This is a genomic window from Arthrobacter sp. SPT-J7, assembly GCF_059089965.1.
The window spans coordinates 196,448-210,744 of record NZ_JBNHFF010000006.1 but is presented as its reverse complement, the minus strand read 5'-3'; the positions used below and the strand labels follow the sequence as shown (position 1 = coordinate 210,744).

13 protein-coding genes are annotated in these 14,297 nt (G+C 65.5%); 8 read left to right on the top strand and 5 right to left on the bottom strand.

The features are described from left to right. Nucleotides 1–147: 147 nt before the first annotated feature. Nucleotides 148–702, bottom strand: coding sequence for a PH domain-containing protein (locus AC5RWX_RS12265; RefSeq protein ID WP_493941236.1), 555 nt, complete (start codon nucleotides 700–702; stop codon nucleotides 148–150). A 42-nt stretch (nucleotides 703–744) separates the two neighbouring features. Then, nucleotides 745–1,632, bottom strand: coding sequence for a biotin--[acetyl-CoA-carboxylase] ligase (locus AC5RWX_RS12260; RefSeq protein WP_493941235.1), 888 nt, complete (start codon nucleotides 1,630–1,632; stop codon nucleotides 745–747). 265 nt (nucleotides 1,633–1,897) lie between these two features. Here AC5RWX_RS12260 and AC5RWX_RS12255 point away from each other — a divergent pair, with 265 nt between their 5' ends. Further along, complete coding sequence (locus AC5RWX_RS12255) at nucleotides 1,898–3,493, top strand: acyl-CoA carboxylase subunit beta (RefSeq protein WP_493941234.1); 1,596 nt, start codon at nucleotides 1,898–1,900, stop codon at nucleotides 3,491–3,493. After that, nucleotides 3,490–3,759 carry an acyl-CoA carboxylase epsilon subunit gene (locus AC5RWX_RS12250; protein ID WP_493941233.1) on the top strand — a complete coding sequence of 90 codons (270 nt, stop codon included), beginning with the start codon at nucleotides 3,490–3,492 and terminating at the stop codon, nucleotides 3,757–3,759. The genes AC5RWX_RS12255 and AC5RWX_RS12250 overlap by 4 nt, the downstream gene beginning before the upstream one ends. Nucleotide 3,760: 1 nt before the next feature. Here AC5RWX_RS12250 and AC5RWX_RS12245 read toward each other — a convergent pair whose 3' ends face one another. After that, nucleotides 3,761–5,038, bottom strand: a complete 1,278-nt coding sequence (locus tag AC5RWX_RS12245; RefSeq protein WP_493941232.1) for a serpin family protein — start codon at nucleotides 5,036–5,038, stop codon at nucleotides 3,761–3,763. Nucleotides 5,039–5,205: 167 nt separating this feature from the next. Here AC5RWX_RS12245 and AC5RWX_RS12240 point away from each other — a divergent pair, with 167 nt between their 5' ends. The 4 genes from AC5RWX_RS12240 (at nucleotide 5,206) to AC5RWX_RS12225 (ending at nucleotide 10,192) form a co-directional block, all read left to right on the top strand. Further along, complete coding sequence (locus AC5RWX_RS12240; RefSeq protein WP_494063048.1) at nucleotides 5,206–6,936, top strand: DUF885 domain-containing protein; 1,731 nt, start codon at nucleotides 5,206–5,208, stop codon at nucleotides 6,934–6,936. Between the two features lie 248 nt (nucleotides 6,937–7,184). Next, complete coding sequence (locus AC5RWX_RS12235) at nucleotides 7,185–7,838, top strand: Maf family protein (RefSeq protein WP_493941230.1); 654 nt, start codon at nucleotides 7,185–7,187, stop codon at nucleotides 7,836–7,838. 122 nt (nucleotides 7,839–7,960) lie between these two features. Further along, nucleotides 7,961–9,745: an acetyl/propionyl/methylcrotonyl-CoA carboxylase subunit alpha gene (locus AC5RWX_RS12230; RefSeq protein ID WP_494063049.1), complete on the top strand. Its 1,785-nt coding sequence runs from the start codon at nucleotides 7,961–7,963 to the stop codon at nucleotides 9,743–9,745. 177 nt (nucleotides 9,746–9,922) lie between these two features. Continuing rightward, complete coding sequence (locus tag AC5RWX_RS12225; protein ID WP_493941228.1) at nucleotides 9,923–10,192, top strand: GlsB/YeaQ/YmgE family stress response membrane protein; 270 nt, start codon at nucleotides 9,923–9,925, stop codon at nucleotides 10,190–10,192. Nucleotides 10,193–10,549: 357 nt separating this feature from the next. Here the strand turns inward: AC5RWX_RS12225 and AC5RWX_RS12220 are convergent, their stop codons facing one another. Next, nucleotides 10,550–11,953 (bottom strand): MFS transporter, encoded by a 1,404-nt coding sequence (locus AC5RWX_RS12220; RefSeq protein WP_493957242.1) that lies wholly within the window; start codon nucleotides 11,951–11,953, stop codon nucleotides 10,550–10,552. Nucleotides 11,954–12,208: 255 nt separating this feature from the next. On the opposite strand from AC5RWX_RS12220, the gene AC5RWX_RS12215 reads away from it, so the two are divergent. Continuing rightward, a complete protein-coding gene (locus AC5RWX_RS12215) occupies nucleotides 12,209–13,081 on the top strand; it encodes an alpha/beta fold hydrolase (RefSeq protein ID WP_494097487.1) in 873 nt (290 codons plus the stop codon). A gap of 18 nt (nucleotides 13,082–13,099) precedes the next feature. Here the strand turns inward: AC5RWX_RS12215 and AC5RWX_RS12210 are convergent, their stop codons facing one another. Then, on the bottom strand, nucleotides 13,100–13,717 hold the full coding sequence (locus AC5RWX_RS12210) for a hypothetical protein (protein ID WP_494097486.1): 618 nt from the start codon (nucleotides 13,715–13,717) through the stop codon (nucleotides 13,100–13,102). Nucleotides 13,718–13,965: 248 nt separating this feature from the next. Between AC5RWX_RS12210 and AC5RWX_RS12205 the strand changes: the two genes are divergently transcribed. Beyond that, a complete protein-coding gene (locus AC5RWX_RS12205; protein WP_493941224.1) occupies nucleotides 13,966–14,289 on the top strand; it encodes a hypothetical protein in 324 nt (107 codons plus the stop codon). The last annotated feature ends 8 nt before the right edge of the window (nucleotides 14,290–14,297 follow it).

Genomic DNA, 14,297 nt, shown 5'->3' with positions numbered 1-14,297 from the left:
CTCTTCCAGCTCTTCGTCCGGCTCGTCCGCGGCCGGCGGCGGTACTTCGCGGCGCAACAGTTGGGGCAGCTCGGGATCCCGCGGCACCGGTAGCCGGCGCGGTTCATCCTGCGCGCTGCTGATGTCCATCCTGTGCATCCTCCTCTGTCAGCTGTCCCAGCTGTTCCACTCGTTTTCTGTTTCCATGTCTACACCATCGAACATGGCGGTGCGCGGCAGCTGCTCAATGGCCTCCACCACCAGAGCCCTGAACCGAAAGACCTCCGGTACGTCAACTATCCGACTGGTCCGCCCATGTCCCAGGTCGATGGTGAGGTTGCCGCTGCGCAGCGTCCGCTGCATGATCGACTGCTCGCTGTGCAGCTCGGCAATGGCCGCCAGCAGCAGCTGGCTCTCATGCCGCCGGCCCATGCCCCGTCGGACGATGAGCCTCTTGCTGGTGAGCAAGTACCGGGTACTCATCCACCGCAGCAGCGGCAAGAGGAACAGGCGTGACAGCAGCGCCGCCATCACCACGGCCAGTCCGGCGAGCAGCAGCGGGCGCCACTCGACAATCCAGGCCGGCGGGTTGGAGCTGCTCAGGTTCGCCAGCAGATAGAAGCCAACACCGAGCACCAGCATCCCAGCCGCCACCGGCACAGTCAGCTTCCGGGCCTGCGGCCGCGTCATGACAATGACGCGTTCCCCCGGATCCAGTTTCAACCGCAACGCGGCTCCCGGATCCGGCAAGGGGTCCAGGTCAACTCACGGGCCTTCGTGCGGCCGCAGGTGCACGACGTCGCCGGCCGCCACAACGTGTTCGGTGCCTTCAGCATCACGAATCTTGACGGCCCCGTAGGCGTCAAGGCCGAAAGCCTCGCCGATGATCTGTTGGCCGTCCGGAAGCTCGGCCCGCACCTGCTGTCCCAGCGTGACCATGACGTCTCGCATCCGTGCGAGGAGGCTGGATCCGTCGTTCCATTCAGCTGCCGGATCACCGTTGACGTCGCAGAATTGCCGGTAGCGCTTTGCGAAGATCCGCACATAGGACATCAGCAGAATGTTCCGGTCCGTTGTCTGCCCCTTTTCCAGTGCAACGCTGGTGGCGGTGGGAACAGGTAGCTCATCACGGGAGAGGGTGACGTTCAGGCCAGTGCCCAGCACGACGGCGGGGGGCGAGCCGTCCGGGTAATTGACGACTTGGGCCAAGATGCCGGCGATCTTTCGCCCGGAGACCAGCACGTCGTTGGGCCATTTGACCTCTGCCTTGAGCTGCGCGTACTCGCCCAGCGCCTCCGCCAGCGACGCAGCAGCCAAGAGCGAGAACCAGGCGTAGCTCTGGGTGGGCACCGGGTTGCCGGCGCGGTTGAAGGGTCGCAGCAGGATGCTCACGATCACCGATGAGCGGGCCGGGGCAGTCCATTGGCGTTCGAGTCGGCCGCGGCCGGCTGTTTGCTCCTCGGCAATCAAGATGCTCAGGTCCGACCAGCCCACCTTGTCAGCCACCGCCCGAGCGGCCAGATCGGTATTGGTGGAGCCGGTGGATTCCACCAGTTCAAGCTTCCGGTACGGACCCAAGGGGGCACAGAGAGCGTCGCTGAGACCGTCAAAGTCCAGGGCGGGTCGGTCGACGTCGGAAAAACTCTGGCTCATGTGTTCCATCCTACTGATCGCAGGCAGCTGAGGGGCTGCGTCGGCGGGGCCGTGATCCCTTCGGTCTCCTGCTGGCACCCGTTGAACGCAAGTGGTGGCCAAAAGCAGCGGCGGCGAAATTGTAGGGTTCCTACAGCAGGCGCCCCGCTGCTGCTCACTAGACTTGGTTCAGCGACGCGCCTGTGCTCCGCTGTTTTGTACGAAACCTACTTAATTGCCTGCAGGCCGCCAGCGTCCGACACCCTCGGCAGAATCCGGAGATTTCATGAGCCTCGATCAAGACCTTGACCTGCAGACCACTGCAGGCAAGATTGCGGACTTCCGCCGCCGCCAGGCGGAGTCCCTGCAGCCCTCCGGCGCCGAGGCGATCGAGAAGCAACATGCCCGTGGCAAGAACACCGCCCGGGAACGGATTGAGCTGCTGGTCGACGAAGGTTCCTTCGTCGAATTTGACGCCTTGGCAACGCACCGGTCCACCGCCTTCGGGATGGAGAAAAAGAAGCCGCTCGGCGACGGCGTGGTCTCCGGCTACGGCACCGTCGATGGGCGCCTGGTGGGGGTGTACAGCCAGGACTTCTCGGTTTACGGCGGATCGCTGTCCCAGGTCAACGGCGAGAAAATCGTCAAGGTGCAGGAATTCGCCCTGCGTAACGGCTGCCCGGTGATCGGCATCAACGACGGCGGCGGGGCCCGCATCCAGGAAGGCGTGGCCTCGCTGGCCATGTTCGCGGACATCTTCCGCAACAATGTTGCCGCGTCCGGCGTTGTGCCCCAGATCTCGCTGATCATGGGCCCGTGCGCGGGCGGCGCCGCCTACTCCCCCGCGCTGACGGACTTTGTGGTGATGGTGGATAAGACCAGCCACATGTTCATCACCGGGCCTGACGTGATTAAGACCGTCACCGGTGAAGAAGTGGACATGGAGACGCTGGGCGGAGCACGCCAGCACAATGCCACCACCGGCACCGCCACCTACCTGGCCGCCGACGAGTCGGATGCCATCGAATTCGTCCGCGAACTGCTCGAGTTCCTCCCCTCGAACAACCTGGCCGAGGCCCCGCCGCTCGAATTCGATGAAGTACTCGAAATCACCGACGACGACCTGACCCTGGATGAGCTGATTCCGGACTCGGCCAACCAGCCCTATGACATGCGGACCGTGATCGAGCACGTCGTCGACGACGGCAACTTCCTGGAGATGCAGTCCCTGTACGCGCCGAACGTGATCATTGGCTACGGCCGCGTCGAAGGGCACACCGTCGGCATCGTCGCCAATCAGCCCATGCAGTTTGCCGGCACGTTGGATATCAACGCCTCGGAAAAGGCGGCCCGGTTCGTCCGCCACTGCGACGCCTTCAATGTCCCCATCCTCACCCTGGTGGACGTGCCCGGCTTCCTGCCCGGCAAGGACCAGGAGTTCAACGGCATCATCCGGCGCGGCGCCAAGCTGCTCTACGCCTACGCCGAGGCCACCGTGCCCAAGCTGACCGTCATCACCCGCAAGGCCTACGGCGGGGCGTACATCGTGATGGGCTCGAAGAAGCTTGGCGCCGACCTGAACCTGGCCTGGCCCACGGCGCAGATCGGGGTGATGGGTGCCCAGGGTGCTGTCAACATCCTTTACCGCCGAGACCTAGCGGCCGTAGCTGCAGATGGCGGCGACGTCGAGGCCCGCCGGCAGGAGATCATTGCGCAGTACGAGGAAGAGCTGCTCAACCCTTATCAAGCTGCCGAACTCGGGTATGTCGACGCCGTGATAGCGCCGTCGGACACCCGCCTCCAAGTGGTCCGCGGGCTGCGCGCACTGCGCGACAAACGGGCGACCATGCCGCACAAGAAGCACGGGAACATTCCGCTATGAGCACTCGGCCAGAAACTGTAGCAACCGTATCCGGTCCCGCCGGACTGCAGCACGGCGACGATGCGGTGCGGCTGCCACCCCTGCTGACGGTGACCAAGGGCAACCCGACGCCGGAGGAACTCGCAGCCCTGACCGCCGTCGTTGCCGCCCTCCAGTCCTCCGTCCAGGCGGGCACTCCGTCGCGCCGGGCCCGGCGTCCCCGCCGTCCGCTGCTGAGGCCGTTCGTCTCGCATGGACCCGGAGCCTGGCGGCACACCTTCCGTTAAGTCATTCCGACGGCGGGGTGGATTCGCGCGGATCCATCACGGTGCCGAGGAAAACCGGAAAACCTGTGGGCAGGTGGATGATCTGGTAGAGGAAGGGCCGGTCAAACGAAAGCTCGATGTCGGGCAGCGGCGGCAACGAACCGGACAGCACGTCCAGTTCGGTCACAGCCGCGGCGATTGTTCCCTTTTCGCCGACGGTGATGTTGGCCTGCTGTGCCGCCCCGGTCACTGATGCGTCCGGCTGGATGGCCTCCAGGTTCGGCGCCGGGCCGAAAGTCTCGCCGAGTCCGAGCCCGCGCAGGACCGGCAACAGGTCCTGCCGGTGTGTGTGGTTCCAGCGGGGCAGCTCGAGAACGACCATGGCCTCGTCGGCGCCGTCCATCACCGTCGCCACCTCCACCAGTCCGGCCTGGTGCATGACCGGCGTGCCGCCGTCGGGCAGGATGAGCCGCATGAGGAACCCGTCGGCGTAGGGCAGGTCCAGGCCTTGCCAGCCGTTCCCGCGGGCGTACCAGGCCTGGACCAGGTTGCCCATCATGGGCACGGAAACCCGTTCCCCCGCCGCGGTGGTGAAATCTGCGTCCTCAGTGGCCGACGGGTCAAACGGTTGCTCCCAGGCAGCCGCGAAGTACACCGCGTTGAGCAGCGTCAGCGTGCTGTCCGGGCTAAAACTGCCCGGTGCTTCGGTGATCCGGCCGCCGGTGTGGTGGTCCACCCATGCGTCCATGGCCTCTTTCGTCGACGGATCGGAATAGTCCACCGGGTAGACGCCGGAGCCGTAGTGCTCCGCCAGAATGCGCAGGTAGTTCTCGCCGGTCGGCGTCTGTGCGTCCACGAAGACTCCGTTCGCCAAATGCATCAGCGGCCGGTTGGGCGGTTCATCCTCATCGACCGAGCCGGGGTCGCCGTCGAACTCTTCCCACCGGGCCAACAGGGAGTTCAAGGCAGCGTCCAGGTTCCGCTCCGGCAAACCCAAAACCCTGTCCATCTCGTCGGCGGTGGTGCTGCCGGCGCCGGCACGGAGCATCGCCACGGCGTAGAGCAGACTCGCCGGGGACGTCACCTGGTTCCGCTCCGGAGCAGCCGCGAGCATGGCTGCTCCCAAAGCGAAGGCGGATCGCCGCAATGTGTCGATTTCCGCCGGAAATTCGCTCGCCGCGTCAGCCCGGGCAACCCCCTCCGCCCGCAGCAGTTCGGGAGGCGCCGCGCAGCCGCCGAGCATAACGACCGGCGCCAGCCCCAAAGCGGCAAGCGCCGCCGTCGTCCTTCTTTGCACCATGTTCTCCTGACTGTTGACCCCAACCTAGGCGTTGGCGAGGATCGGTGCCAGATGCCCCTAGCTACGATCCGATGACAACTGGAGCCAGACCGTGATTCGAGGCGCTGAAGAACCGCCGCCGCAGCGTTACGTGGCCCAAGGCAACGGGTTGCCGGTAGGCTCTCGGTGTGACTGAGCAGACATCTGAACTGACCAAGACCCCGAAACCCGGGCGCATTCCGTCCGCCATCGACGCCGTGGCGGACGCCTACACAGCAGCCCTGTTGGAGCTGGACCCATCGCTGGCAACCTCGCTGGGCATCCCCGGACACGAGACCGAGTATCCCGACTTCTCGCCGGCCGGCGCCGAGGCCTTCGCCGAGGTCACCCGGGAAGCCCTGCGGCGGCTGGAGGACCTGGAACCCACCGACCACGTTGACCGCGTTACGCTGGACGCGATGCACGAGCGGCTTGGCCTCGAACTGGAGATCCACGAGACCGGCTGGAACCTGGCCGACCTGAACAACATCGCCTCGCCGGCCCAGGACATCCGCGCCATCTTCGACCTGATGCCCACCCGGACCGCCGAGGACTGGAACAACATTGCCGGCCGGATGGCCCACGTCCCCGATGCGATCGCCGGCTATGTATCCTCCCTCCGCGAAGCCAAGGACCGCGGGCTGGTCGCTGCCAAGCGGCAGGTGCGCATTGTCATGGAGCAGACCGGAGCGTATGCGGCCGAGGACGGCTTCTTCCGGACCCTGGCCGGGCAGGCTGCGGCCGAAGAAGGCGAGCTGTCCCAGGACCTGCGCGACAGGCTGGCTGCGGCCGCCGAAGCCGCGGCCACTGCCTACGGCCAGCTTGCTACCGTGCTGGAAACCGAGGTGTTGCCGGCCGCGCCGGAGAAGGACGCCGTTGGCCGGGAACGCTACGCGCTGATGTCGCGCCGGTTTCTGGGTTCGGCGGTGGATCTGGAGGACACCTACGCCTGGGGCGTGGCCGAGCTGGACAGGATCATCGCGGAACAGGAAGCCGTCGCCGGGCAGATCCGGCCCGGCGCCAGCATCGAAGAAGCGATGGAACTGCTGGACGCTGACCCGAAGCGGCAGCTGCACGGCACGGATGAATTGCAGGCCTGGATGCAGGACCTGTCCGACAAGGCCGTGGACGAGCTGTCCGGACACTTCGACATTTACGAGCCGATGCGCCGGTTGGAGTGCATGATCGCGCCGACGCACGAAGGCGGCATCTACTACACCGGCCCCAGCGATGACTTTGCCCGGCCCGGCCGCATGTGGTGGTCCGTCCCGGAAGGCGAGGACAGCTTCACCACCTGGAAAGAAACCACCACGGTCTACCATGAGGGCGTTCCCGGCCACCACCTCCAGATTGCGACGGCGACCTACCGCCGCGAGCTGTTGAACAACTGGCGGCGGAACATCTGCTGGGTCTCCGGCCACGGCGAAGGCTGGGCACTGTATGCCGAACGCCTGATGGACGAGCTGGGCTACCTGGCCGACCCGGGCGACCGGATGGGAATGCTCGACGCGCAGCGGATGCGCGCGGCCCGCGTGGTGTTCGACATCGGAGTCCATCTGGAGCTGGAAGTCCCCGAACGCTGGGGTTCCGGAACCTGGACTCCGGAGAAGGGCTACGAGTTCCTGCGCCGGAACATTGCGATCAGCAAGGGCCAACTGGACTTTGAGTTCACCCGCTACCTGGGCTGGCCGGGCCAGGCCCCGTCCTACAAGCTGGGCCAGAAGCTCTGGGAGGAAATCCGGGACGAGCGCCGGCGCCGGGAAGGCGCTGCGTTCGACATCAAGGCATTCCACAGCCAGGCGCTGAACATCGGCTCGGTCGGGCTGGATACCCTGCGGCGCGCGCTGCTGGGCGACGAACCGGTTCCAGCAGAAAGCTGACAACCGCTCAACCTGCGCGGGCAAACAGGAGGGCCGATGCATCCCCCAACGGTGCACCGGCCCTTTCCTGTGCCGGGTCCCTTCTGCCCCGTTGGGGGCATACTCTCCGGCGGGAGCAAGCTCCCGCCCAAAATCGTACGGTCAGGCAACCGGCTCGGGGAGAACCGCGGCAGTTCTTTACGTTCAGATCACAACGCGGAAACACGCTAAGCAAGGTTGGTTTTCCGGCAGCGGATAGGCTTGGTTGGGTGACCGACCTTCGCCTGATTCTCGCCTCCGCCTCCCCCGCCCGCACCAAACTCCTGACCGAAGCCGGTATCACGCACCAGGTCCTGGTCTCGGAGGTGGACGAGGACGCTGTCACGGCCAGCTACGGGGTCACCGACCCGCATGACACGGCCCTGCTGCTGGCGCGGGCCAAGGCCGAAGCGGTGGCCGCCCTTCCCGAGGCCGACGGCGCCCTGGTGCTCGGCTGCGACTCGGTGTTTGAACTCGACGGCGACCCGTACGGCAAACCTTATGAGCCGGCCGTCGCCCGCGAACGGCTGCGCAAGATGAGCGGCCGGCACGGCGTGCTGCACACCGGCCACTGGCTGGTGGACTGCCGCGCCACCGCCTTCGACTCCGAAGACCCAGACAACGACGCCGGATCGGGTGCCACCGTGGGTGCGGTCGCCTCGGCGGCGGTGCATTTTGCCCAGCTTTCCGACGCCGAGATCGACGCCTACGTGGCCACCGGCGAACCCCTGCAGGTTGCCGGTTCCTTCACCATCGACTCGCTGGGCGGGGCCTTTATCGAGCGGGTCGACGGCGACCCGCATGCCGTCGTCGGGCTGTCAGTCTCCACCCTGCGGCGGCTGCTGGCCAATGCCAACGTGCAAATCACCGACCTCTGGAACTGACCCGTCGGCGGTCTTTGTAGGACTCCTACAAAGAACACCCCTTGCACACGCACAAACGGCATTATTCATGAGCGATTCCCGCAAAAGCAGGCTAGGCTCCTCAAGGATAGAAGGAGCTTTGAATGACCCAGCGCATCACCAAGGTACTGATCGCCAACCGTGGTGAAATTGCCGTCCGCATAGTTCGCGCGGCACGCGACGAAGGCATCGCCTCGGTCGCTGTCTACGCCGACCCGGACCGGGATGCCCTGCATGTCCGGCTGGCGGACGAAGCCTTCGCACTCGGCGGGAACACTGCCGCCGAATCCTACCTGGTGATGGACAAGCTCCTGCAGGTGGCCCAGGCTGCCGGCGCCGACGCGGTCCACCCCGGCTACGGCTTCCTGTCCGAAAACGCGGAGTTCGCCCAGCGGGTCATCGACGCAGGCCTGACCTGGATTGGCCCCTCGCCCGACGCCATTTCCCAGCTGGGCGATAAGGTCCAAGCACGGCACATCGCCGAACGGGTCGGCGCTCCCCTGGTGCCCGGCACGCCTGATCCGGTGGCGAGCGTGCAGGAAGTGCTCGATTTCGCCGATGCCCATGGCCTGCCGCTGGCCATCAAGGCCGCGTACGGCGGCGGCGGCCGCGGCATCAAGGTGGTCCGTGACCGCCAAGCGATCGCCGAGTCGTACGAATCAGCGGTACGCGAAGCCACGGCGGCGTTCGGCCGCGGCGAGTGCTTTGTGGAGCGCTTTTTGGACGCTCCGCGGCACGTGGAAACGCAGTGCCTGGCCGATGCGCATGGCAACGTGGTGGTGGTGTCCACCCGCGACTGCTCGCTGCAACGGCGCAACCAGAAACTGGTGGAGGAAGCCCCGGCGCCCTTTCTGTCCGCCGAGCAAAACGAACGCCTCTACGCAGCATCCAAGGCGATCCTGCGCGAAGCCAAGTACCAGGGCGCCGGCACGTGCGAATTTCTGGTCGGCCAGGACGGCACCATTTCCTTCCTGGAGGTCAACACCCGCCTGCAGGTTGAGCACCCGGTCTCGGAAGAAGTCACCGGGATTGACCTGGTCCGCGAACAGTTCCGACTGGCCCGCGGCGAAGAGCTCGGCTACGAGGATCCGGAAGTGCGCGGCCACTCGTTCGAATTCCGCATCAACGGCGAAGACCCCGGCCGCAACTTCATGCCTGCCCCTGGCGTGGTCGAGACGCTGCGCCTTCCCACCGGCCCCGGTGTCCGGGTTGATTCGGGCATTGAAGCAGGCGAAGTTGTCGGCGGAAACTTCGACTCCATGCTGGCCAAGCTGATCATCACCGGCAGCACCCGCACCCAGGCCCTTCAGCGGGCACGCCGGGCACTGGACGAGATGGATATCGGCGGCATGCCTACCGTGCTGCCGTTCCACCGCGCCGTCGTGGCCGACCCGGCGTTCGCCCCCGAAGACGGGGCGTTCAGCATCCACACCCGCTGGATCGAAACCGAGTTCCACAACGACATTCCTGCCTTCCAGACCACTCCGGCGGCCGCCTCAGCCGACGAGGACGGTGAGCGCCAGCGCGTTACCGTCGAGGTCGGGGGCAAGCGTCTGGAAGTCGTGCTTCCTGCGGGCCTTGGCTCAGGCACGGGATCCGCCGCCAAGTCCAACGGCAAGCCCAAGCGCGCCCGCGGCGGGCGTTCCGGCGCGGCCGCGGGAGCGGCGGCGAGCGGTGACGGTCTGGCCTCGCCCATGCAGGGGACCATTGTCAAAGTTGCCGTAGCCGAAGGCGACACGGTCGCTGAAGGCGACCTCGTCGTCGTACTCGAAGCGATGAAGATGGAACAGCCGTTGACGGCGCACAAGGCCGGGACGATTTCGGGGCTTTCTGCCAAGCCCGGGGACACAGTTTCGGCCGGCGCGGTGCTGGCCACCATCGCCGACTAGAGGCGTTTTTCCGGGGCGGACTGTATCAGCCGTTGTAGTTCTGTCACGTTTTAGGTATCAACTGGGCGAGGGAACTTATAAGCAGGCTGTCTATGCTGTAGCGTGATGGTTACAAGGAGCAGGGCCCGGCTTGTTCGGGAGAAATGAAGTATCACCTACGTAAAGGAGATGCACGTCATGGGTTTTCTAGCGTTCCTCTTGCTTGGACTGATTGCCGGAGCCATTGCCAAGCTGATCCTCCCCGGGCGGCAGGGCGGCGGCTGGATCGCCACCCTGATCCTGGGCGTCATCGGCGCCCTCTTGGGCGGATGGATTGGCGGCATGGTGGCGAGTGTCGACATGAACGATTTCTTCAGCCTCGCATCGTGGATCTGGGCCATCATCGGAGCCCTGATCGTGCTGGTGATCTGGGGCTTCATCACGAACAGGAGGAGCAGCACGGTCTAACTGTGGCCGCTTGAACTGCTCCTTCAGCGGCACCCGGCCCGCCGTCCCCCACGGGGCGGCGGGCCTTTGCTGTGCCTGCCTCTTCCTGCTTGTCCGTGTTGCCTGTGCCCGCAGAGGCGTTTGACCCTCCCGCTGCCGGTGTTTCCCGCAGGTTTCCCACAAGGTGACCTGACAACCTCCAGACCAGCGGCCACGCCGGCCCGGGCACGATGCCGGCAGCAACGGCCATAGCTTTGCTGGTCCGGCACCCCTAGCGCCGGATCCCGGAGATGACGGTTCAGAGGAGGACTGGATCCACAAAGCACGGGAGGACCCGCGGCACCAGCCGCGAGTCCTCCCGTGTGTCCAGCGGACCAGTCAGCTCGACTGGTTCTCGTAGTCCATGTCCTTGGTTTCCTTGCTCAGCAGCAGTGCGATCAGGGTCAACACCGCAGCTGCACTGAGGTAGAGGCCAACCAGGAAGGTGCTCCCGTCCGCGGCCTGCCACAGCGCCACGGCGATGAAAGGCGCCACGGAAGCGCCGAGGATCGACGAGAAGTTGTAGGCCACGGCGGAGCCGGTGTAGCGCACGTTGGTCGGGAACAGCTCCGGCAGAATCGCCCCCATCGGCCCGAAGGTCAGGCCCATCAGGGTGAACCCGATGATCAGGTGCGCCATGGTGCCGGCAAAGCCACCGCCGAACAGCGGCACCCAGAGGAACCCGAAGGCCACAATGCCCAGGGAGACCCAGATCAGGGTCTTCCTCCGGCCGTACTTCTCGGCGAGCGGGCCAGCCACCAGAGTGAAGATTCCGAAGAACACCACGCCGATGATCAGCATCAGCAGGAAGTCATTGCGGGCATAGCCCAGACCGGCAGCAAAAGTGTCCGGGTCGAACGGCTTTCCGGCGGCCTTGGCCGCCGCGGCGGCGTCCTCCACGTTGGTCGCAGCGGTGCCGTAGGAGAGCGTGAAGGTGGTCATTAGATAAAACAGCACGTAGGTGGCCAGCATAATGAACGTACCCAGAATCAGCTGGCGCCAGCTGGTCTTGAACACCCGGCCCAGCGGCAGCTTGGTCACTTCCCCCTTGTCCACTACCTTCTGGAAGGCCGGAGTTTCCACCAGTTTCAGCCGGACCCACAGGCCGATGATCACCATCACGGCGCTGGCCAGGAAAGGAATACGCCAGCCCCAAGACATGAACTGGTCATTGGTCAGGTTGATGCTCAACAACAGGAACAGCGAGTTGGCGATGATGAAGCCGATCGGCGCTCCCAACTGCGGGAAGGTGCCGTAGATGGCCCGCTTATTCGCCGGCGCGTTCTCGGTGGCCAGCAGCGCCGCGCCGCTCCATTCGCCACCGAGGGCCAGGCCCTGGGCGAAGCGCATCACTACCAGCAGTGCCGGAGCCCAGAACGACCAGCCATCCACCTGGGCCGTGGGCAGGCAGCCGATCAGGAAGGTGGCGATGCCCATGGTGAGCAGGGAAGCCACCAGGGTGCCCTTGCGGCCGTACTTGTCACCGAAGTGTCCGAACACAATCGATCCCAGCGGGCGGGCGATAAACGCCACGCCGAAGACCGCAAACGAGCTCAACAGCGCGACGGCGCCGCTGGCATTCGGGAAGAACAGCGCGGGGAAGACGAGCACGGCTGCGGTGGCATAGACATAGAAGTCATAGAACTCGATGGAGGTACCAACGAGACTGGCGACGATAACGCGGCCGCGGGAGTTCACCGGCGCAGCCGGCGCCCCCTTGGTGACTGGTGCTGGTGTGGACATTGAATGATGGCTTTCGCTCGGATGAATATCGGATAGATTCTATGCCAGCGAGTCCGCACTTCGGACAACCATTTCAATATGTGGACACCTATGGTAATGAGCGGTGCGTCACAAAATCTGTGCCAGTTACGCGCCGGGCGTAGGTGAGGAATCGCGGAACGGTGTTTGCTGTTGTGCTGACCACAGCGCGGCCCGGAGGCGCCCGCCGCCATCTGGCCCGAACCGGACAACGCTTGCCGAGGGAGGAGCGTGATCATGGCCGAAGAACGGTCCCGGACGGTAGTGCGGCCGGACGCGACCTTGTCCGTCTACACTTCGGGTCCGCCGCCGGGTGCCGGAGTGCCAACCGTCCTGCTCATCCACGGCTACCCGGATGACCACTCCGTCTTCGCTGCCGTGTCTGCCAAGCTAAGCGCCGACTGCCACGTCATCGCCTATGACACCCGAAATGCAGGAGACTCACGGACGGACTTTAGCCACCGCAGTTCCTTCCGGCTTCCCGTCCTAGTCGACGATCTTTTCGCGGTGATAGGTACCTCCGGCGCCGGGGCAGTGCATCTGGTGGGCCACGACTGGGGGTCGATCCAAGGTTGGGCGGCTATTCAGGACGCCCGTGCCGACGGCCGCATCCTAAGTTTCACCAGCATCTCGGGGCCGGATTTGGGCCACTTTCACCGCTGGTTCCGCCACCGAGCGCGGCGGCCCGCGCTGTGGCCACAGGCACTCAAACAGGCCATTCGAAGCTCCTACGTTGTCGGGTTCCAGCTGCCGGTCCTTCCGGAACTAGCCTGGCGAAAGCTTTTGACCCGCCGTTACGAGCAACTCAGCGGCCGGGGCATCGGCGACAACGGCGCCCGCGGCCTCAGCCTGTACCGGGCGAACTGGCACCGCCGGCAGGCACCCCCGGTCAACGCCGACTGCCGGACGCCCGTGGAGGTGATAGTCCCCATCCGGGACCCGTTCCTTTCGCCGCGCTTAGTGGATGGGCTTGAACAGTGGGTGACCGTGCTGAAGGTCATCGAAGTGGATGGGGGCCACTGGTGGCACGAGGAGGACCCAGACTCCGCCGCCCGGCTGATCAGGAGCTGGATTGCAGACACGAGGGCAAGGCCAGCTGCGCCGAGCTGATGAATCGACGTAGGCCGGCTAGTGACGCAGCGGCCGGCGGGACACTGCGTAGGACGGCTCACGCAACTTCTCGATCCACGCATACATACCGGTATCCGGAAGCCGCTGCAGGATCGGGTCGAACCGGATGGCAGTATCCTGTCCGTTGCTCCCAGGCCGCAATGTCAACGTAGCGAACTGTCGCCAACGCCCCCACGGCTGGGCGTGGTACAGGCCCAGGATCCACTCCTCGCTGCCCAGCGCCTGGCGGAATCCAGCCGGATCCGCCGGAAGCGGCACGAGAGGCCGGAGCGTGCGTGCGGCGAGCTGGACCGGGCCGTGCGCTCCCCGGTACGGCATCAACGTGGTCATGGCCCCGGTCGCCAGGTTTCGCCGGGGCACGAGGAGGAACCGGCCAATCCGGGAGGCACCGGTGGAAGCCAGCAGAATATCCGCCTGTTCGCCGTCGACGTTGACTCGCAGCGCCAACCCGATAATGTCGGGACACCGCGGAGGCAGTCCCACCGACCGCGATAGCCGGGCGACGACGTCGTTGGTCCCTGATCCATCCAGCCACGGTATGCCGCTCGCCGAGTCCGCCCCCCGCCGCTCCAACTGCCCGTCGAGCTGAAGACCGATGGAATGAATGGGCCGCACCGGCCGCAGCCTCTTGAGCACCCGAAAGACAGCGGCAAAAGTGCGCCCTGCCGCCGCGCCGATGTGATGAAGCATGCCCAGCCGCCCTTCCCCCGTCGGCGCGTCAACACCGGGCTGTTCTTCTCCACCCGCTGCCCCCGCGCCATGCACACAGACAGCATACTGAGCATCCGCCCGGCGTGATGCAGGCCCAGGCCCCAGCTATCCTCCCGCGCATACTGTCCGGCCCGGCTGGCATTCTTGCCGCCATGAACAAAGTCGACGTGGTTACCGCCAGCAGCTACGCCAGGACCGCGGGTGGCCGTGGCCCGGGTGCCACCGCCTACCGCCCACGGACCGTGCGTGCGCCCTACTGCCGTGAGCCGTACGTGCGGGTGAAACTGGATGGCACGCTACTTGACGCCAAGGCAGTCTCGTGGGACCGGACCAGCGTGCAGCTGAAGTGGATCGACGCAAAGGGTTCTGCCCGGACGGCATGGGTTCCCGCCGGCAAGGTTCGGCGCATCCACCGGGACGAATCCAGGTGGCGCGACCCCTACGATGACTACGCCCACTACTATCCCGGCACCTGAGGCAGGCA